Here is an 18,886-nt window from a genome sequence, read left to right on the forward strand (position 1 = left end):
CACACCGGGCTCGCGCCGTTAACTCAGGCGCGGTCCGGTCGTGGCCTACCCGTCGGTAATTCCTGGGCTCAAAGGCCCGGCACGGTTGGTGCACCGGCCGCGGTTACCTGGCGTTCCCCCAGGCTTTCCGAAAGCCGTTGGGTGATGGTTTTCATCACGTCGGGAGCGTTTCTGTCGACGCCATAGACAAACCCCGGAAAGTCGAGCGGCTTCTGGATTGTCCAGATGGCTTCATGCTGGTCTGCCGAAAGGATCCGGGCCGGGTCACCGACAGCGACCCATCCGATCGGAACGGTCGATCCGGGTTCCAGCCGCGTGCGAAGGTGAACCGTGCCGTTGACGCGAACCTCCGACCCGTGCCCCACCTGCGCGCCATGGAAAACGGCAGCTCCGGTTGCGATGAAGACTTCATCCTCGATTTCCGCGCCGACAACATGAGTGTTCGGGCCGATCAGACAATGATCTCCGATTTTGCAATCGTGACGGGACGTTGCGCGGATCACGGCGTTTTCGAGCACGATACAGTTTCGGCCGATACGGATTGTGCTGCCGCCTTCCGCCACCAGCCGGGCACCATTCATGATCCTGCTGCCCGCACAGATCCTGACATCGCCCGCAACCGTTGCGTCAGGCGCAACCCATGCATCCGGATCGATGAAAGGTGAGGTGCTTCCTTCAGACGTGCTCATAGCCGCTCCTGCGCTTTCTCGATTTCGCTTGCCTTGCAGCCAATCGGGCAAACATCGGCGCTGCACAGGTTATGCTCGCACAGCCGGCAAGTTGTTCTGGCAAAGGATCGCGATGTCGTCGCCTCTTCAAGAACCCTGTCCAGCAGCAAAACGAACCGGTTCCGGTCTTTCTCGGGCAAGGCGCCAAGCAAACCGTCCAAAGCGGCCAGCCGGCGCAACTGCAACGCTTCGGCCTCATCGTGACCGGCCTTTGTCAGGCTGAGCGGGGTGACGCGCCCTACCTGCTCGCCGCGCTTGATCAACGCCTGTCGTTCCAGCCCATCTATCAACCTGACGGCAGTCGGTTGACTGACGCCGACGACCGTTGCGATTTCACTCGTCGTCAACCCGGGCTTGAAGTGAAGCATCGACAGAACGGCCGCGGCGCTTGGCGACAATGGTCCCAGCGCCGCATCTGTCCGGTCGCGGATCAAAGTGCCGAGGGCACCCAGTTTGTTGGCGTCCAATAATTGCATAGCCTATGCATATATTAATTTTTCACCCTGTCAACGCCCATGTCCGCTCCCGCCAATACAAACTCTTCGCGCTCATAACGCCACGCAAGATCCGATGCGCTGGAACAAGAAACGCCTGAAGGGTGCCCCCAAGAGGTCTTCTCATTTCGAAGAATTCAAGAAGGTAATACCTCGGAGGCTTCTTCTTGTGTCCACTCCGAAGGCCTGTCCGACAGCTTGAAACGCAAACCTTGGATGCAATTTCGTGCCGAACGGAGTGTCAGCTGGCTGCTGTGACGTTTCGATAAAAACAGGGCCTTCCCGCTTTGTCTGTATTCGTCGCACGAGTTGCAAATACACTTTCCGGGAAATTCTGAAACCTGACTATTCAGTACGTGTCTTGTTTCACAAGCCTGACAAAGTCTAGCGCCTCGATAAATTGACCTAGGTATTGCGATATCTGATGTAAATCATTTTCTTCACCCAATTCACATCAAGAATTATTCTTGAATTACTGCAAGCTTCGCATTGTCAAACTAAAGAATATTGCCTTCCTAGAGATCAATCGCATTGACGAACTTTGCGATTAAAAGGTCTCAGGCCTCTCGGAAAAACTTTCGACATTCAAAGCTTTCCCTGCGTAGCGTTAATGGTGTATTATTTGTTAATATAGGGCGGATGGCTAATTATCATTTTTTTCTTCGCTCCTGTGCGGCAAGTTCACGTAGTGGGTTGGGCAACCTGACAGCACGGTGAGGGAAGCGGCATCGTCCGATCTGCGAGCATGGAGAGTGCTCGTAGAAATATGCGCAAGACCACGTTTGGAATGGCAGCTATTGCAATTTGATTCTGGAAAGTTTCCTAAAAGCAAACGACATAAACACGGAAGGTTCTATTTCAATTTAGAAAATAACAAAGCTTAGGCAACACAAAAAGATCCCAAAACAAGTTGCTTCCTGATTGATAAGGAATGCCAACCATACGGTTGGTGGCAACGCTATATTTTTTTACAGTGTATTTCTCGGTGGATATTCTTTTTACAGCTCATCAAGGGCACGCGAAATTCACCTTCAGCGTAATACGTCCTGTAAATCTGTAGCCATAGATACTTCATACAAGGATAAATTTCGTTTCCAATTGAATATGGTGGGGTGACATGGGCAAGGTACATAGTAAATTTATCGGTCAATTATCCGTTGAAACGTTCCCGTCAAGACGTCAAGCCAGAATTACGCGGACGAATGGAAGGGGACACACCAAAACTGCAGCGGAAGGCACGCTTGATAAGGCCCGGCTTGATGGCTCTGCGTCGGCACGGCCCCTCGGCAACGGCATTCACCGGGGTATCGCCGCCCTGCATGAGTGCGCGCGGAGACATGGGGCGACCTCCGGAACCCAAAGTCCCGTCAAGCAAAACAGGACCTGCATTTCGGTCTTCCTTTCTTCAAATCATCACTAAAAGCCGATCTGAAGGGAAGCGTTACAATGACGCCAAAGCTTACCCGTATGGTCATCGTCGACGAGCATCAAGTGATGGTTGCTGGAGGCCGGGCCTACATTGAACAATCAGAGACTAATAGGCATCCGACATCGAAAGGCTTCACCAGCCCCGCAGCGAGAAAGGATCCGTAATGCGTGTTGTGTTTGTTCTTGCGGGCCTCGGAGCAGGCGGTGCTGAAAAAGTCGTCAACCTGCTGGCGCACCACCGCCTTGCCGCTGGCGACGATGTACATGTGATCGCCCTGAATGCGACCGATGCCACCTCTTATTTTTCCTATGACCCCAGGATTCAGGTGGAAGGACTAAGCCGCACCGGCAAAAATTCTCGGCATTTTGTCACCATGCAACGGGTAAAGGATCTGCGCAGGCGCTTTGCAAGGATCAGACCGGATATGGTCGTCTCCTTCCTGACCAAGATCAACGTCATCACGGTCCTTGCGACCGCAGGTACCGGTACGCCGACGATCATATCCGAACGCAACAATTTTGATGTTCAGCAAATGAGCCGCTTCTGGCGCTGGTCTCGGCCGATGGCGGCCTTTGCAGCGACCAGTGTCGTCGTCATGACGGAGCGCGCGCGTGCAAGACAACCCGCCCGCGTTCGCAAAAAAACCATCGTTATTCCAAATCCGGTCACGCCGCTGCCCCGCGCCATGCCGCGGCCCGATGCAGGTCGCAGGGTGGTCGCGGTAGGACGGCTCGACCAGCAGAAAGGGTTTGATATCCTCATCGCCAGCTTTGCCCAGGTTGTGGAGAGCGTCCCTGATGCGGTGTTGACGATCTATGGCGAAGGGCCGGAGCGGTCCGCACTCGAAAAGCAGATTTCCGACCTCGGACTGCAGGAAGTCGTCCGTCTTTCGGGTGTCACGCAAGTTCCTGGCGAATGGGTATCACCCGGCGACGTATTTGCCCTGAGTTCCCGCTTCGAAGGTTTTGCGAATGTCGTCCTCGAGGCAATGTCGAGCGGGATGGCCGTTGTGTCCGTCGACTGCCCGTGGGGTCCCAGCGAAATCGTGCAGGACGGAACCACCGGTCTGCTCGTGCCGATGGGCAGCAAGGAGGCACTTGCTACGGCGATCACTCGGGTCCTTACCGACCCAGAGCTGCGCGGATCTTTTTGCGAGGCCGGCCCACCTTCGCTGGACCGCTTTTCCACGGCAACCGTCCTGGCCAAATGGGACGAGACAATTTCTCAAGCCGCAGGCCGTCCTCCATTGACCGTTTTTGCCGATGCTTGACATGAGGTTCATTGGCACCAAAACGGCCGTGCATGCCTATTTCCGGTTTCACCTTATTGCCGTGCCGCCCTTGAGCGCAAAACAGGTCTCACACACCACAACGGTGAAAAGGCGCATGAGACGCCGGGGCATTGCCTATTTCGAGCGTCCAGGCGCTGGTTCCAGAATCGCGCAATCGAGAACTTCCTGGCTTAACGCCCCCTCCCCGACAGCCCGTGACAGGACAAGTGCCCCGACCATGCCGGTGATCAGCCGAATTGCCTCGCAGCGGGACTGGGCACTTTCGGCGCGGGTGTCGGTCAGCAGGGTGATGGATTTCTCAACGGCTTCACAAAACGCATCCTGAAGATCCTTGCCGTGACGCGGGGCTTCGGCCGCCAACGCGGCATAAGCGCAACCTGCGTCACGCCGGTCGACATGTTCCCGGGATAGATACCAGCGTCGTAGAGCGTTCAAAGGGTCGTCCTGGTGTCCTTCAACAACGGATTGCCAGGCGACGAGATTTTCGTCCAGCGCCTGCTGCGTTGCTTCGGTGATAATGGCGTCCTTGTCGGCAAATTGCTTGTAGAAGCCACCCTGCGTCAGCCCGGCAGCTTTCATCAGTCCTGCGATACCGATCCCGTCGTAGCCGTGTTCCCGAAACTGTCTGCTCGCGGTTTTCACGACGTTCTCGCGGTTTCTGGCTGCAGTTTCCCTGCTGACACGCATTTCTACCTCCGTTGGTTGTTGGAATCTTAATTCGGATTACGATCCAAATCTATTCTTGATTTTATAAATTATGATCATAATCTATTTTAGGACACCAACCAGGAGATACCCATGAGCGAATCCGATCCGATCGTTATCTGCGCCGCCAGACGCACACCGCTAGGTGCTTTCATGGGGGCCTTGAGCCCCGTAGCAGCTCCAAAGCTCGCCGCGGCAGCGATTGAAGCAGCACTTGAGGATGCGGGAGCTGGGCGAGACTCGATCAGTGAAGTTCTGATGGGCTGCGTTCTTCCTGCCGGTCAGGGACAGGCTCCGGCCCGGCAGGCGGCCCGTGCAGCCGGTCTTTCCGACCACACGGGCGCAACCACACTCAACAAGGTTTGCGGTTCCGGCATGAAGGCGATCATGCTCGCACACGATCTCCTGATTTCCCGATCAGCAGACATCGTCGTTGCAGGCGGCATGGAATCGATGTCGAACGCACCCTTCCTGTTGCCGCAAATGCGCGCGGGTCGAAAGTTCGGCAGCAGCGAGGTACTTGACCACATGATGCGCGACGGCCTGGAGGATGCCTATGAGGCTGGCCGGCCGATGGGGTCTTTCGGAGAAGCGGCCGCTGAAAAATACGGTTTCACTCGCGCCGACCAGGACGCCTTTGCCCAGGAAACGCTCGTCCGTGCGCAAAAGGCGGTGACCGGCGGTGCCTTCCGGGATGAAATCGTCCCTCTTGAGGTCGCAGGCCGCAAAAGCACGGTCACTATCGAGGACGACGAAATTCCGGGACGGGTCGATCCGGAAAAAATCCCGAGGCTTCGCCCAGCCTTTTCTGATAACGGCACCATCACAGCTGCCAGTGCCTCGGCCAACGCGGACGGTGCCGCGGCACTGGTTCTGACCCGCAAGAGCTACGCGCAAGCCAACGGACTGCCGGTATTAGCAATCGTGCGTGGCCACGCGACCCATTCGCAGGACCCGGCCTGGTACACGACCGCGCCGATCCCGGCGATCCTCAAACTTCTGGATCGCACCGGCTGGTCTGCCAATGACGTCGACCTCTGGGAAATCAATGAGGCCTTCGCGGTGGTCGCAATGGCTGCCGCACATGACATCGGCATTCCGCGCGAGAATCTGAACGTCAACGGCGGCGCCTGCGCGCTCGGCCACCCGATCGGCGCGACCGGTGCCCGTCTGGTTGTCACGCTCATTCATGCCTTGAAAGCACATGGAGCCCAGCGCGGCGTTGCAGCGCTGTGCATCGGCGGCGGCGAAGCCACCGCGCTGGCCATCGAACTTTCCACCTAAACGCTTTGAAGCGCATAGAGCCAACGGCAGCACATTCCCCCACCTTCAGACTGACAAGAGACAATCTTCATGACCGAATTTGAAATCCACACGGCACAAACGGCGCCGGATCGCAGCAAACCCTTGCTCGAACAAACAAAGGCTACGTTCGGCGTCGTGCCCAACCTCCATGCGGTCATGGCGGAAGCTCCGGGCCTGCTGGAAGGGTATCTGGTTCTTCATCGGCTTTTTCTGGAAAGCAGCTTCACGGACGAGGAAAAGACAGTTGTCTGGCAGTCGATAAACGTCGAGCACGATTGCCATTACTGCGTCCCCTCCCACACCGGCATCGCAAAACGCATGGGCATTGATGATGAGGTCTCGGACGCCTTGCGCAACGAAACGCCATTGCCGACGCCCAGGCTTGAGGCGCTTCGCCGGTTCACGCTGCAGATGGTTCGCGAGCGCGGATCGGTCGGCGACCGGCAGGTGGAGGCGTTTCTGGCTGCCGGTTTCACCAGCCGGCAGGTTCTCGAAGTCGTGCTTGCCATTTCCCAGAAGGTGATGAGCAATTACACCAACAAGCTGGCCAATACGCCGATCGAGCCGTATTTCGAGCAATTCGCCTGGCAACGCACACCATCAGCAGAGCTGGTCAGCTGAAAAGGTGACGAGCAAAACCTATTCCTCGCTGTCGCCCGGCATACGGCGCCGGGAGACAGCGGATCATGCATATTACCGGTGCAAGTGAACGAGGTTGCCCTCTGCGTCTTCATCCGAGCTATGAACAAGATGCAGAAAAGGCCTGCCTTGCCGTCTGGCGGATATCGGACCTTGCAGCACATCCAAGCGAACACCACCCATGGCTTCGGGTTGGTAGGCAACCCCGATCACCGTCAGAGTCCTGCTCTGGCGGCCAAGGCCTGCAAGTTCCATGCTCTGCTTTTCCGACATGCCAAGCAAGGCCATTCCCGTTGTCGTCGTGATCGGCAAGGTCAGGCCAACAAGACTGTCGGCTTCATCGGGAATGACCACCCTTGTGTCGGGTGCATGATCGTCCACCTGGAAGGTCACGCGACTGTTCATGGTGACGACGTTCACCGGGATCTCCGATGAGGGCACTACGTGGGCTTGCGCCAATTTCCGGCGCAGCAGGGAAACAAACGGCGTATTGGTTCGCGGGCATTGCGACACCATCCTTGTCAGGGTCGCGTAGTCCTTGTTCGTGAAGATAAACTGCTTTGGTTCGCGCATGCGGTGTCTCCTTCGGCCCCGCTTTGGCGAAGGCCGGTGTTGGATCTGGTTTCAGCTTCAAGACTGTTCCCCCTGTCCGGCCGTCTCGGGTGCGAGAGACCGGCAGGGGCTAAGTTCCTGCGAGAAGACTGCCTGCGTGATCCAGGAAACGGGGTTTGTGAAACGGCGAGCCGGAAGTCATGACTAACCGCGATCCGGGCTCTGCAACTCCGGACCTCCACCGACGAGCGGCGGCTGGCTGACCGACACGACGTTTAGGCGATGCCGACGTCCGTCGTTTGCACACCAGGCGATCGACTGGCCCGCGGAAAGGCCAATGAGGGCGGTGCCGATGGGTGTCAGGATGGAAATCCTGCCGTTTGCGATATCCGCGTCGCCCGGAAAGACCAGTTGCAGGGTCTTTTCGTCCGTATCGTCGGTTCGGAACCGGACGACGGAACCCATTCTCACACTATCGGCAGGCAACGCCCCGTCAGGGACGAGTCTGGCCCGGCTCAATTCGGCCAGGAGATCCTCCGTGACACTTGGCAGTCGTGTTTCAAACGAGGAAGCGAGGCCTTCCAGTCGTTCATAGTCGGTCGTGCCGATGACGATGTCAGGCTTCGAAGCAAAATCAGTCGGTTCGCGCATAAAGTCCCCCTTGCCGGGTGCCTTCAGGCACCAATGGACGGAACACGTCCGGACGGCGGAGTTAAGTCTCAAGATGTGGTGATTTGTGCGCTTCGATGATCTTGACCGGCAGGACCGGTTCCTGTTGCATCATCTCAAGTGTTTACCCCGAGGCTCGGGGCGCATGACAGCCGAGCCGGGGGCTACTCTCCCGCTTTGGGGATAGCTCTGAAATCTCGTTTGTAGCTGGTCGCGGCGGCTTTGTTCATGACGGGATAGTTGCGAAGAATTTCATGCAAAGTCAAGCCGCCCGCACATGCTTTGGCTACACTGGCGGGCGGCAAGGAGAGTTGTCAGGTCTGAACCAGGAGTATCAAGCCGCTTCGGCCTGCTGCCGGTCCAGGATCTCACGAACCTTTCCGGCAATGGCCTTGCCCAGTTCGATGTTGTTCTGGGCCGTGAAATGAATGCCGTCGCAGCCGTCAGTGGTGATGTGGTCCGCTGCGCTCAGGAAATCGACCTTCATGAAATCGGCCATGTTCCGGTATTGCTCGGCCAGCGCCGCCGACTTTTCGTGGGCCCCGCCAAACATGCCCTGGAAATAGGGATGCGGCATAGGCGTCAGAGGCGGCGGTGCAACGACAAGGCACTTTGGCGCCGGATAAGGCGTGCCGATGCCGCCACCACTTGTCAGCACCTGTCCGACCAACTTCGACATGCCATAGGCAATGTCATAGGGCGTGCGATTGAAGAACGGCTTGGTGTCGTTGGTTCCCAGAAGGATGATCGCCAGATCCAATGGCAGGTGGCTGGCCAGGGCCGACGGCAGGTACTGGCTGCCGTTCAGACGGGGATCGTTGGGATCATCGGCGCTCGTCGTGCGGGCACTGAGGCCTTCTTCGATAATCCGGTACCCTTCGCCCAGCTCGGCGGCCATTGCCCCCGTCCAGCGCTGTTCATAAGGGTAGCGCATTGTCGGGGCGCCTTCGACGACGGGGATCCAGCCCCAGGTCAGCGAATCCCCAAAGCAAAGTATCGACTTTTCGTTTGCCATTGTTTCCTCCTCAAATTTTACGGAAAGGCTCAATTGGATCTGGACGTTCTGATGCCGTAGAAGATGGCGGCGAGCAGGATGATCAGCCCCTGGGCAATGAGCTTGCCCGGGTCATCGATGCCGAAGGTGGTCATCACCACGAACAGGAGGGCGAAGGACAGGACCCCGAAGAACGGGCCCCAGACCCCGCCTTCGCCCCGGCCGAAGACGACCCCGCCGAGAATGGTTGCAGCCACTGCCAGGATAGGCAGATCGAGACCAACCCGGACACTGCCGACCGCGATGGAGGCGGTTTGCACCAGGGCCGCAACCGCTGCGATGAAACCGGCCAGCGTATGGGCAAGAATGACGGTCCGCTCGACCGGTACCCCTGAAAAATGCGCGGCTTCCGGGTTCTCGCCGACCGAAGTGACATATCTGCCGAACACCGTCTTTGAGAGAAACAACGCCATCACCACGGTCAGGGCGAACCAGAACAGCACCGGAACCGGGGCCGGGCCCCATTTGATGTTGTAGATGTCGTTCAGGTAGGACGGCACGTCGCCGGGTGGTTTGCCGCTTGAAAGATACTGCACGAACCCGACCAGGATGATGCTGACCGCCAGTGTGACGATAACCGCAGAAACCCGGCGCTTGCCGATCATCCAGCCGTTGAAGAGACCGATCGCGGTACCGGTTGCCAGACTAAGCCCGATGAAGAACGGCATCGACGCCCCGGGAAAGATGCCCGAGGAAATGAAGTAGTTGACCAACAGGATGATGCCGCCGCCGGAAAGGTCGATGCTCTTCACGCGCATCACCAGCAACTGAGCCAGAACCAGCACACCGAGCGGCGCAACCTGGCGAATGAAGATGCCCATGATATTGGCGTTGAGCATGTGCGGTCTGGCGATCCAGAGCGTGATCAGCAGGATGGCGAACACGTAGTATGCCGGCGGAACACGCAGCAGGCGCTGCAGGAAAGGATGCTTCACGATCGCAGACATGATCAAAGCCCTATCTTCTTGCGGGTCTGGAGCCCCACGACCAGGAGCAGGAGACCGCCCTTGATCGCGGTCTGGATGAAGGGCGACACGTTGGTGAGGTTCATGCCGTTGGACAGGAGCGCCAGAACCAGTGCCCCGATCACCGTGCCCTGCAGGCTGCCGATACCGCCGGAGAGCTGTGTTCCGCCGACGGCGACGGCGGTAATCGCATCCAGTTCGAACAAGAGACCGACATTGGGATCGCCCGAAACAATCCGGCCGGCCAGGAAGACACCGGCAAGGGCCGCAAAACACGAACAGGCGACATAGGCGAGCAGGATGTTTCGACGATCCGGAACGCCGAAATTTCGCGCAGCATCCGGCGTGCCGTTTGCAACTCCGCCGCCGATCGCGAACAGATGCAGGCCGAAGCGCGATCCATGCAGCAATTTCCAGGCCACCAGAACCACCGCGACACCCCAGAACACCGGCATCGGCACTCCGAGAAACGTGCCGCCGACCGACTGGATGACGATATCCGGCACGGTGCCTCCGGAAACCGGACGCAGGATGCGCGTGATGCCCAGAATGACATACTGCATTGCCAGCGTTGCGATGATCGGGTGGACATTCAGCCGGGTGATCACAAGGCCGTTGCTGAGGCCAACCAATACCGCGAACAGGAAAACCGCCGGTATCGTCACGTAGCCCGGCGCATCAAGCGCCAGAATGGCCGTCGTGAAGCTGATGAGGGAACCCACCGACAGATCGAGGCCGCCCACCACGACCACAAACATCTGGCCAATGGCCGTGATGACCAGCGGCATCGCCTGGGCAATCAGGTTGAAGAGGTTTTCAGAACCGAGGAACTGGTCGGTGCGAAGACCGAGATAAACGCTGATGGCGATGGCGATCAGCAAGGGCAGCATCCACAAACCCTGCCGGCCTTTCGGCTGCGTCAATCTCGCGAGAAATGCTTGTGTCATGATCACTTCAATCTTGTGGGCAGGGTCAGGCGCTCAAGGCAGCGTTCAGGATCTGGTGCTCCGTTGCGGTCTCGGCGGGCAGCTCCGCGACAATGGCCTTGCCATGGACGACATAAATGCGGTCGCACAGACCGATGAGCTCAATTGTCTCGCGGGAAAGAACCAGAACTGCGCCACCCTCGTCCGCAAAGCTGCGCAACAGCTTGTAGATTTCCGCCTTCGCCCCGATATCGACGCCCCGGGTCGGTTCTTCGATGAGCAGCAGATCAAGACCGGCCGCAAGGTAGCGCCCCAGGAGCACCTTCTGCTGGTTGCCACCCGAAAGCGTGCCGACCGGTGCGGATGGACCGGACGCCTTGATGTTCATGCTGGCCATCGTCTCGGCAATCGCCTTGCGATAGTCGTGCGCGATGGAGAGTTCGCCATGCACGGAAGACAGACCGACGGCAATGTTGTGTGCGATGGAAAGCCCCAGGAAGAGACCCTCTTCCTTCCGGTCTTCGGGAACGAAGCCGACTTTCCTCGCCTGGAGCTGCCGGATGCCGGATGCTTTCGGCGCGGGGAGCGGCAAGGTCTTGCCCTTGATGGACGCGGTGCCTGTCGAAGCCGGGTAAAGCCCTGCGAGCGATCTCAACAATTGCTGTTGTCCCTGCCCTTCCAGTCCAGCAAGGGCGACGATCTCGCCCTTGTTGACATGAAGGGACAGCGGTGTGCTGCCCGGATCGATCCTGAAGTCTTCAAGGTCGAGGACGGTTTCTGTTGACGCTTTTCCGCGTGCGGGAAAGAGGTCCTGCAGTTCGCGGCCGACCATCAGGGCAATGAGGCTGTCCGGCGTCATGCCGCTCAGGGGCCGCGTTGCGACCAGCTTGCCGTCCTTGAGAACCGTCACCGTGTCGCAGATGCCGAATATCTCGTCCATGCGGTGCGAAATATAGACAATCGCCTTGCCTTCATCGCGCAAGCGCCTGATCTGCGCATTCATCACCTCAACATCGGCTGCATTCAGCGCGGCTGTCGGTTCGTCCAGAATGAACACCGAGGCATCCGCCTTGATGCCATGGGCAATTTCAACGAACTGGCGCTCCGCAATCGACAGCTCGGAAACCAGAATATCGGGGTTCAACTCCAGCCCCAATGCGGCAAGGGCCTTGCGGGTTTCGCGCCCCATCCTTGCCCTGTCGACCGTTCCGAATGCTGTTACCGGCTCGCGGCCAAGGAACATGTTTTCCGCAATCGTCAGGTTGGCGAGCAGAGACAGCTCCTGAAACACGGTCGATATGCCTGCTTCAAGAGCTTCCCTCGGCGTCTCGAAACCAGCTTTCCGCCCCTTGCGGAAGATCTCCCCGCTGTCGGGCTGGTGGACACCGGCCAGGATCTTCATCAGCGTCGACTTGCCGGCACCGTTCTCACCCATCAGGGCATGGACCGTGCCGGGCATGAGCTTGAGTGACACACCGTCGACTGCTTTGCTTCCGCCGAACGATTTGGAAATGTTCGACATTTCAACGAGGCAAGTCATTGCCTTCTCCCCCGGATCATATTCTGGATCTTTGCTGTCGGTGACCAGCCGGTGCGCGGAACTGCAGCACCGGCTGGCCGTCCGGCCTCGGGAGGAGGCTATTTCTTGCCGTAGAGCTCCTGCAGCTTTTCCTCCGGCAGCTCGGTTGGCCACCAGACGTTGGCGGACAGGTCCTCGCGGTAATATTGCTTGGCCTTGTCGACGTCCCAGCCTGCCGGGTTGTAGTCGTAGTGCTTCTTCAGCTCCTTGCCTTCCAGCAGGGCGACAGCAGCACGCACACCGGCAGCCCCCTGGGCAGGCGCGTATTCCGCAGACACGGATTTAAATCCGTCCCGGATCCACTGACCGAAAAAGCCGTTGTTGCCTTCGCCGGAAATCGGCGGAATTTCAGCGCCGAACTGCTTGAACACGTCAACACAGGCACGGGTCATGTCGGCACCGGAAGACCAGATTCCGTCGACAGACGGGTTGTTCAGATAAAGCGTCTCACACAGGTTCTTGGCCTTGTCGTACTGCCAGTCGCCATGTTCCTCGGCGATGACTTCGACATTCGTGCCTTCAAGAGACTGCAGCAAGCCGTTGTAACGGTTGGTGTCTTCCGGGTGTCCGGCGAGACCGCGCAGAACCCAGATCTTGCCGTCGGCGCCAACCTCGTTGACAAGCCAGTCGCCCATCACCTTGCCGAAGTGTTCGGCGCCGCCCTGGATCTCGGTCGTATAGGCATCGCTCTCGATACGGCCGGTGTGCAGGATAACCGGAATGCCGGCTGCCACGGCCTTGGCGATCGACGCATCCGCAGACGTTGACGTTACAGGCTGAACGATGATCGCATCGACGTTCTGTGCAACCAGATCCTCGATATCGGCCACCTGCTTTTTCTGGTCGAAACCAGCGTCGAGCAGGATGAACTTGGTGATGCAGTCGTTCTTGGCAGCAGCCGCTTCGGACTCATGTGCCACCTGAACGGTCCATGTATTGGCGTTCACCCCAAAGTGGCTCATGCCGATGGTCCAGGGGCAATCCTTCTTGTATTTGCCCGCTTCGACGACCGGATTGTCGCCTTCCCTGGCCGTAACGCCATCCATCAGAAACGTGTCTTGCGCGAATGCAGGGTATGACGAGATGGCGACCGCCAGACAGCCCGCCAGAGTGGCAGGTTTGAAATATGTCATCGAAATTCCTCCTCCAGGGTCAGGCTTTTGATCTGCTTGCAGGAAGACTGCCGAGCGCCTGACCTCGGCGAACAGCCTTCCTCTACGCACAGGTCAGCCGTTCCGGCAGCGACAACGGGTGCCGGCCGGCAGACAAGGCGATGCCGTTCGCCGAAACGCATTCCGGCGGCGGGTGAACGCAACTGCGATGGGTGGGACCTCCTCCCAGGTCCGTTAAAAATCACGGCAGGACTTGCCTGTCAATAGTTATTCATATTGAATGATTAATTGGAAAGCTTGTCAGATCCCGCGAGCGATGCAATGTATGGCAACAGAGGTTTCGGCCAACCTTCGGGACAACCGACTGTTTTCAATAACTAAATCAGGACGCTGCCAGCATGCGCACGATCTTGTGTTACGGCGACTCGAACACGCACGGACAAATTCCAGGGGGGACACCACTGGATCGCTACACTCTGCTGCAGCGGTGGCCGGGTGTGCTTGCGCGTGAACTCGGCAAGGGCTGGCACATCATCGAGGAAGGCCTCAGCGGTCGGACAACGGTGCATGACGACCCTATCGAAGGCGCGCTGAAGAATGGCCGCACCTATCTGCGACCCTGCCTCATGAGCCATGCTCCTCTGGACCTTGTCATCATAATGCTGGGCACGAACGACCTGAAGGCCCGGTTTGGCCAGCCGGCGTCGGAAGTGGCAATGGGCATCGGCTGCCTGATCCACGACATCAAGGAACTCTCGCCCGGCCCTGACGGAACGGTGCCCGAGATCATGGTGGTCTCGCCGCCGCCGATGCTGGACGACATCAAGGAATGGGAGAACATCTTCAAGGCCGCCCAGCAGAAGTCTCATGAACTTGCCCTTCAGTTCGAGATCATGTCGGATTCGCTTGAGGTGCATTTCTTCGACGCGGGGTCCGTCTCGACCTGTGATCCGCTGGACGGGTTCCACATCAACGCTCAGGCACATGAGAATCTCGGTGTCGCCCTGGCGCGGGAAGTGGAGGCGATCGGGTGGAAATGAGTTCGCTGCGCGCACAGCTGCCGTCAGGAATTTATCCGGCACGGCAACGGAGGGCCTTCCATGCCTGACATGAGATTTGCTCCGCCCAATCCGCTGCGCATAGCCGACCGTGCATCAGGCCTGAATGCCGTCAGTGTGCGAAGCTACAACGAGCGCCTGGTGCTTTCGCTGCTTCTGCAGAACTCCTCGACGACACGGCTGGAGATCGGCGAACAGACGGGCCTTTCGGCGCAGACCGTGTCCGTTCTCGTCAGGTCGCTGGAGCAGGAAGGACTGGTGGCGAAGGGGGAAGCGCAAAAGGGCCGTGTCGGCCCGCCAACCGTGCCGCTGACCCTCAACCCCGAAGGGGCCTATTCCATCGGGATCAGCGTCGGCAACCGGCACACCGATATCGTTCTCATCGATTTTGTCGGCAAGATCCGCTTTCACAAGACTTTGCCCAATCCGCAGCTTGCCCATGGCAGCAACCATTCGGAATTTCTGGAGACGATTGCGAGCGCGGTGAAGCTGCTGCCGGATGCGGAACGCGAACGCCTGGCTGGCGTCGGTCTTGCCCTGCCCCGCCGACTGTCGGGCGGCATGGACGAAGAAGCCTATTTCAAGGCCTTGCAGGCGGAGATCGAGGAACAGCTCGGCATTGCCGTTTTTGTCCAGAACGACATCACCGCAGCGGCCAGCGGTGAGAGCATGTTCGGCACTGCCAAGACACTTTCGGACTATATGTTCTTCTACCTCGGCGCCGACCTGCACGGCCGCCTTGTCCTCAATCACCAGATCTACAACGGCAATTCCGAAGTCAGCTTCGATGTCGGCATTGCGGCACTGGAGAGGGACCTGTCGGCACAGGGCAAGGAAGTCGACCCGCTCTGGGACCGTTCAGGATCCTGGCCAGACTACGGTGCTCTGGTGAGTGATTGGGAAGAACGGCTGATTGCCCAGATGCGCGCCTCCCTGCATGGGGTCGGTCAATTCGTGGAAATCGAAACAGTCATCCTGTCGTCTTATGCGCCTGAAAGCATTTGCCAGGACATCTGCCGGAAACTGGAAGCAGCAGCCCCGCAGATCAAGGCAATCGCAGGCAACATCGTGCCGGCGCCGAAGGCGATCGGCGCTGCCAGTCTGCCGTTCAGTTCCAGGTTCATGGTCAGCGGAAACTGACCCGCTGATGTCTATACCCCCGACAACCGCCTGATCTTATCCGCGGTCGGAAATTGCTTGATTTAAAATGTTCATAATAATAATAAACATAAAATCATTCGGGAGAGAGCCATGTCGACGTCAACGATCGTTCAATTCGGGACCAGCCGCTTCCTGCAAGCGCATGCGGATCTATTCGTTTCCGAAGCCATTGCCGAAGGGCAGGTCGCCGGACCGATCACGGTGGTTCAAACCAGTGGCGACGCGTCCCGGGCACATCGCCTGAAGGCGCTTGCAGACCCTGCCGGCTACGAAGTCCGGATCAAGGGCATCGACAACGGCACCCTGGTGGACACAAGCAAGACCGTCAGCAGCATCAAACGTGCCTTGTCCTTGCCGGAAGACCTTGCCGAGGTCGCGAAAGCCGTGGCCGGCGAAGCAAGGATTATCCTCTCCAACACCGCTGATGCGGGCTATCGGCCAAGTGAGGCAGACAAGAGCACCGACTTTTCCATCGACATGTCCTATCCGGCCAAGTTGACGTGGTTCCTCTACCAAAGGTTCGGCATGGGCGGCGCTCCGGTGCAGGTCATGCCGGCCGAACTCATACCCGAAAACGGCAATGTTCTGAGAGATCTTGTCCTTTCCATTGCGGCTCTTTACCCGCCTGAATTTGCAGACTGGCTCCGCTCAAACGTGACCTGGGTGAATTCCCTGGTCGACAGGATCGTCTCCGAGCCGTTGGAACCCGCCGGAGCAGTGGCCGAACCCTATGCGCTTTGGGCAATAGAGAAACAACCCGGCCTCATTCTGCCCTGCGTGCACCCATGCGTTCAGGTGGTCGAGGATCTGGAACAGGTCGAAACCCTGAAGCTTTTCATCCTGAACCTTGGACACACCTACCTGGTGTCACGATGGCTGGCTGCAGGCGGTTCGTCCCTGCAGTTTGTCCGGGAACTGATTGACAGTCCCGACTATGGCCCCGACCTTACAGATCTCTATCGACGCGAAGTCATCCCTGCCTTCGAGGCTCATGGCCGCAAGAACGAAGCGGAAGCCTATGCCGCCACGACAATCGACAGGTTCAAGAACCCGTTTCTGGACCACAAGCTTGCCGACATCGCACAGAACCACGGGGAAAAGATAGACCGACGTATTTCATCTTTCCTGTCCTGGGCACGGAAAGCCGACGCGTCACTTCAGATGCCCCGGCTGGATGCAGTGGCGGCTGGTGCCGAGACAGCACGCTCATGAGGGCACGCAGACAGATCGGAAACACAAGTGTTCTGGTAACGGATATCTCCTTCGGAGCCTCCGCCATCGGAAACATGGGTCGGGCAGTGCCGGATCCAGAGGCAAACGAGGTTCTCCAGTCTGCCTGGGACGCCGGGATCCGGTACTTCGACACCGCACCTCATTATGGCCGTGGCCGGTCGGAAGAGCGGCTAGGCCGGTTCCTGAAATCCAGGCGGCGGGAGGACTACGTCCTGTCCACCAAGGTTGGGCGCGTTCTGTCACCGGGAACTCCCCTGAAGGAGGCCGACGGTTTTTTCGACCCGCTTCCGAACGCTGTTAGCTACGACTATTCCGGTGACGGCATTGAAGCGTCGCTGGAAGGCAGTTTCGAGCGGCTGCAGACGCGCCATGTCGATATCGTCTACATCCACGACATCGGCACCTACACCCATGGTGCTTCAAACGAAACACATATGCGGGACTTGCTGGCGACCGGGCTCGACCGGTTGCAAAGATTGAAAGACAGGGGAAAAATCCGCGCCTTCGGCCTCGGCGTGAATGAAACCCGGGTTTGTCTCGATCTTCTGAACGAGACCGACCTGGACGCCATTCTGCTTGCGGGACGCCTGACCCTGCTCGACCGGGAAGCCGAAGACCAACTCGTCGGGCGGTGCCGGGAAAAAGGCACAAGTCTGGTTCTCGGCGGGATCTTCAATTCCGGAATTCTGGCAACGGGACCGGTTGAGGGCGCCTGGTTCGATTACGCACCCGCGCCAGCGGAAATCCTGGCAAAGGTGACCGCGCTCAAGGAACAGGCCGCGACACTGGGACTTCCGCTTGCCAGCGCGGCCCTTCACTTCGCCCACAGCTATCCCGGTGTCGCCTCTGTTCTGCTCGGCACATCGAAGGCCTCATCCCTGAAGCGCAATCTAGACTGCCTCGCGGAAGCACTGCCCGTCAGCTTTTCAAGAGTGTTTGGCACCCCTGCGCAAGAGGGCCTTCAGGCGAACTTGTGAACCCGCAGCGACTGCAGAAGCGTTTCCTTCGATCTCCGCAGATGCTTTAGCGCCGCGGCTTCCGACCTTGCGCCGTCCTTGTCGAGCATCGCGTCGATCCATTCGAGATGCTCCTCGATCGCGGCCGCATTGCGTTCCAGCTCATCGCGTTTGTCCCACATGTAGTGGTAGTTGAAGATCAGCTTGATGAGCTTCTGTGCCTCGAGAACAAACCGGTTTTTGACCACGCTGTTGACGGCTGAATGAAACTTTTCGTCCAGCAGGGAAAAGTCGTGATACCGCTCCTCAAGGACCGACTTCAGGTCCTCATGTTCGCGCTTCAAGGCCTTGAGCTTTTTCCAGATCTCGTGCTCGGGCGGAAGGGTCAGCAGCTGCCGCACCGCATTCAGCTCGAGCACCATTCGAAACTCTGACAGTTCAACCGCAAATTCCGACGTGAACCCAAGGAGCGACCAGCCTCCTCTTGGACGGCGCTCCACAAGACCGAGACGGCTCAGTCCGGCCAGAAATTCCTGAAGGTTGTGGACGGGAACACCGAATTGCCGCGACAGTTGCGCCACGTTGAGCGACGTCCCCGCCGGAACGTCGAAACGCAGGATCCATTCAAAGAACCTGTGCTCCAGTTCCTCCGTGGACAGGGAACTTTCGGCAGGAACCAGGCGGTGCTCCGCCTGAGGTTTCCGGATCAACGTCTTGGTACGGCCTTCCCAGCGAATGAGATTATCGCTGTCCAGCTTTTGCAATGCGGTACGTACGATGGTTCTGCTGACTTCCATCTTGTCCGCAAGCGCGGTCTCGGCGGGCAACTCGTCGCCAATCGCCATGGTGCTGCAGATGTCCAGCAACCTGTTGTATGCGCGCCTGAATCGTTCGTCCGTTCTTGCCATGGCAGCAACCTAACATATCCAAAACGCTGAACAATTCCGATTGTTTGTATTAAAAAATAAAAAACTGTTGACGCGTCGCATTACCTGACCTCATATTGTTTTTAATTATTTTATTCAATATC

At 58.2% G+C, this 18,886-nt stretch carries 18 protein-coding genes; 7 read left to right on the top strand and 11 right to left on the bottom strand.

What is annotated here, in order from left to right; translation table 11 throughout:
* Positions 1-68: 68 nt before the first annotated feature.
* Positions 69-689: a gamma carbonic anhydrase family protein gene (locus ACVDG9_RS27400; protein ID WP_152507806.1), complete on the bottom strand. Its 621-nt coding sequence runs from the start codon at positions 687-689 to the stop codon at positions 69-71.
* Positions 686-1,204, bottom strand: a complete 519-nt coding sequence (locus ACVDG9_RS27405; RefSeq protein ID WP_297836017.1) for a MarR family winged helix-turn-helix transcriptional regulator — start codon at positions 1,202-1,204, stop codon at positions 686-688. Before ACVDG9_RS27405 ends, ACVDG9_RS27400 begins: the two co-directional genes overlap by 4 nt.
* Before the next feature lie 1,610 nt (positions 1,205-2,814).
* Here ACVDG9_RS27405 and ACVDG9_RS27410 point away from each other — a divergent pair.
* The gene (locus ACVDG9_RS27410; protein ID WP_447239512.1) at positions 2,815-3,921 is read left to right on the top strand and encodes a glycosyltransferase family 4 protein; all 1,107 of its coding nucleotides are present in this window, start codon (positions 2,815-2,817) and stop codon (positions 3,919-3,921) included.
* A 135-nt stretch (positions 3,922-4,056) separates the two neighbouring features.
* Here ACVDG9_RS27410 and ACVDG9_RS27415 read toward each other — a convergent pair whose 3' ends face one another.
* Positions 4,057-4,629: a TetR/AcrR family transcriptional regulator gene (locus ACVDG9_RS27415; protein ID WP_209171158.1), complete on the bottom strand. Its 573-nt coding sequence runs from the start codon at positions 4,627-4,629 to the stop codon at positions 4,057-4,059.
* Positions 4,630-4,740: 111 nt separating this feature from the next.
* Here ACVDG9_RS27415 and ACVDG9_RS27420 point away from each other — a divergent pair, with 111 nt between their 5' ends.
* Together ACVDG9_RS27420 and ACVDG9_RS27425 are read left to right on the top strand one after the other, a co-directional pair.
* Entirely contained in the window at positions 4,741-5,931 is a 1,191-nt protein-coding gene (locus tag ACVDG9_RS27420) for an acetyl-CoA C-acyltransferase (protein ID WP_447239513.1), read from the top strand.
* Positions 5,932-6,000: 69 nt separating this feature from the next.
* Complete coding sequence (locus tag ACVDG9_RS27425) at positions 6,001-6,573, top strand: carboxymuconolactone decarboxylase family protein (protein WP_447239514.1); 573 nt, start codon at positions 6,001-6,003, stop codon at positions 6,571-6,573.
* Between the two features lie 72 nt (positions 6,574-6,645).
* Here the strand turns inward: ACVDG9_RS27425 and ACVDG9_RS27430 are convergent, their stop codons facing one another.
* The 7 genes from ACVDG9_RS27430 to ACVDG9_RS27460 form a co-directional block, all read right to left on the bottom strand.
* A complete protein-coding gene (locus tag ACVDG9_RS27430; RefSeq protein WP_447239515.1) occupies positions 6,646-7,164 on the bottom strand; it encodes a GreA/GreB family elongation factor in 519 nt (172 codons plus the stop codon).
* 183 nt (positions 7,165-7,347) lie between these two features.
* Positions 7,348-7,794 (bottom strand): nucleoside diphosphate kinase regulator, encoded by a 447-nt coding sequence (gene rnk / locus ACVDG9_RS27435; protein WP_447239516.1) that lies wholly within the window; start codon positions 7,792-7,794, stop codon positions 7,348-7,350.
* Positions 7,795-8,146: 352 nt separating this feature from the next.
* Positions 8,147-8,827: an SGNH/GDSL hydrolase family protein gene (locus ACVDG9_RS27440; RefSeq protein ID WP_447239517.1), complete on the bottom strand. Its 681-nt coding sequence runs from the start codon at positions 8,825-8,827 to the stop codon at positions 8,147-8,149.
* A gap of 29 nt (positions 8,828-8,856) precedes the next feature.
* Positions 8,857-9,813 (bottom strand): ABC transporter permease, encoded by a 957-nt coding sequence (locus ACVDG9_RS27445; protein ID WP_023001496.1) that lies wholly within the window; start codon positions 9,811-9,813, stop codon positions 8,857-8,859.
* Positions 9,814-9,815: 2 nt separating this feature from the next.
* Positions 9,816-10,778, bottom strand: a complete 963-nt coding sequence (locus ACVDG9_RS27450; RefSeq protein WP_152512205.1) for an ABC transporter permease — start codon at positions 10,776-10,778, stop codon at positions 9,816-9,818.
* Between the two features lie 25 nt (positions 10,779-10,803).
* Positions 10,804-12,297, bottom strand: coding sequence for a sugar ABC transporter ATP-binding protein (locus ACVDG9_RS27455; RefSeq protein WP_447239518.1), 1,494 nt, complete (start codon positions 12,295-12,297; stop codon positions 10,804-10,806).
* Positions 12,298-12,395: 98 nt separating this feature from the next.
* The gene (locus ACVDG9_RS27460) at positions 12,396-13,469 is read right to left on the bottom strand and encodes a substrate-binding domain-containing protein (RefSeq protein WP_447239519.1); all 1,074 of its coding nucleotides are present in this window, start codon (positions 13,467-13,469) and stop codon (positions 12,396-12,398) included.
* Positions 13,470-13,846: 377 nt separating this feature from the next.
* Between ACVDG9_RS27460 and ACVDG9_RS27465 the strand changes: the two genes are divergently transcribed.
* From ACVDG9_RS27465 to ACVDG9_RS27480, 4 genes are all read left to right on the top strand, one after another.
* Complete coding sequence (locus ACVDG9_RS27465; protein WP_023001501.1) at positions 13,847-14,488, top strand: SGNH/GDSL hydrolase family protein; 642 nt, start codon at positions 13,847-13,849, stop codon at positions 14,486-14,488.
* A gap of 69 nt (positions 14,489-14,557) precedes the next feature.
* Entirely contained in the window at positions 14,558-15,646 is a 1,089-nt protein-coding gene (locus tag ACVDG9_RS27470) for an ROK family transcriptional regulator (protein WP_447239610.1), read from the top strand.
* Between the two features lie 111 nt (positions 15,647-15,757).
* Positions 15,758-16,879 carry a mannitol dehydrogenase family protein gene (locus ACVDG9_RS27475; protein ID WP_447239520.1) on the top strand — a complete coding sequence of 374 codons (1,122 nt, stop codon included), beginning with the start codon at positions 15,758-15,760 and terminating at the stop codon, positions 16,877-16,879.
* Positions 16,876-17,877 (top strand): aldo/keto reductase, encoded by a 1,002-nt coding sequence (locus ACVDG9_RS27480; protein WP_447239521.1) that lies wholly within the window; start codon positions 16,876-16,878, stop codon positions 17,875-17,877. The genes ACVDG9_RS27475 and ACVDG9_RS27480 overlap by 4 nt, the downstream gene beginning before the upstream one ends.
* Here ACVDG9_RS27480 and ACVDG9_RS27485 read toward each other — a convergent pair.
* Positions 17,862-18,764 carry a GntR family transcriptional regulator gene (locus ACVDG9_RS27485; RefSeq protein WP_023001505.1) on the bottom strand — a complete coding sequence of 301 codons (903 nt, stop codon included), beginning with the start codon at positions 18,762-18,764 and terminating at the stop codon, positions 17,862-17,864. The genes ACVDG9_RS27480 and ACVDG9_RS27485 overlap by 16 nt on opposite strands.
* Positions 18,765-18,886 lie beyond the last annotated feature (122 nt).

Source organism: Roseibium sp. RP-7, from assembly GCF_053005225.1.

What these genes read in the sequence shown, in the direction of transcription:
- ACVDG9_RS27400 (WP_152507806.1), bottom strand. Translation starts at nt 689, where the DNA reads ATGAGCACGTCTGAAGGAAGCACCTCACCTTTCATCGATCCGGATGCA.
- ACVDG9_RS27405 (WP_297836017.1), bottom strand. Translation starts at nt 1,204, where the DNA reads ATGCAATTATTGGACGCCAACAAACTGGGTGCCCTCGGCACTTTGATC.
- ACVDG9_RS27410 (WP_447239512.1), top strand. Translation starts at nt 2,815, where the DNA reads ATGCGTGTTGTGTTTGTTCTTGCGGGCCTCGGAGCAGGCGGTGCTGAA.
- ACVDG9_RS27415 (WP_209171158.1), bottom strand. Translation starts at nt 4,629, where the DNA reads ATGCGTGTCAGCAGGGAAACTGCAGCCAGAAACCGCGAGAACGTCGTG.
- ACVDG9_RS27420 (WP_447239513.1), top strand. Translation starts at nt 4,741, where the DNA reads ATGAGCGAATCCGATCCGATCGTTATCTGCGCCGCCAGACGCACACCG.
- ACVDG9_RS27425 (WP_447239514.1), top strand. Translation starts at nt 6,001, where the DNA reads ATGACCGAATTTGAAATCCACACGGCACAAACGGCGCCGGATCGCAGC.
- ACVDG9_RS27430 (WP_447239515.1), bottom strand. Translation starts at nt 7,164, where the DNA reads ATGCGCGAACCAAAGCAGTTTATCTTCACGAACAAGGACTACGCGACC.
- rnk (WP_447239516.1), bottom strand. Translation starts at nt 7,794, where the DNA reads ATGCGCGAACCGACTGATTTTGCTTCGAAGCCTGACATCGTCATCGGC.
- ACVDG9_RS27440 (WP_447239517.1), bottom strand. Translation starts at nt 8,827, where the DNA reads ATGGCAAACGAAAAGTCGATACTTTGCTTTGGGGATTCGCTGACCTGG.
- ACVDG9_RS27445 (WP_023001496.1), bottom strand. Translation starts at nt 9,813, where the DNA reads ATGTCTGCGATCGTGAAGCATCCTTTCCTGCAGCGCCTGCTGCGTGTT.
- ACVDG9_RS27450 (WP_152512205.1), bottom strand. Translation starts at nt 10,778, where the DNA reads ATGACACAAGCATTTCTCGCGAGATTGACGCAGCCGAAAGGCCGGCAG.
- ACVDG9_RS27455 (WP_447239518.1), bottom strand. Translation starts at nt 12,297, where the DNA reads ATGACTTGCCTCGTTGAAATGTCGAACATTTCCAAATCGTTCGGCGGA.
- ACVDG9_RS27460 (WP_447239519.1), bottom strand. Translation starts at nt 13,469, where the DNA reads ATGACATATTTCAAACCTGCCACTCTGGCGGGCTGTCTGGCGGTCGCC.
- ACVDG9_RS27465 (WP_023001501.1), top strand. Translation starts at nt 13,847, where the DNA reads ATGCGCACGATCTTGTGTTACGGCGACTCGAACACGCACGGACAAATT.
- ACVDG9_RS27470 (WP_447239610.1), top strand. Translation starts at nt 14,558, where the DNA reads ATGAGATTTGCTCCGCCCAATCCGCTGCGCATAGCCGACCGTGCATCA.
- ACVDG9_RS27475 (WP_447239520.1), top strand. Translation starts at nt 15,758, where the DNA reads ATGTCGACGTCAACGATCGTTCAATTCGGGACCAGCCGCTTCCTGCAA.
- ACVDG9_RS27480 (WP_447239521.1), top strand. Translation starts at nt 16,876, where the DNA reads ATGAGGGCACGCAGACAGATCGGAAACACAAGTGTTCTGGTAACGGAT.
- ACVDG9_RS27485 (WP_023001505.1), bottom strand. Translation starts at nt 18,764, where the DNA reads ATGGCAAGAACGGACGAACGATTCAGGCGCGCATACAACAGGTTGCTG.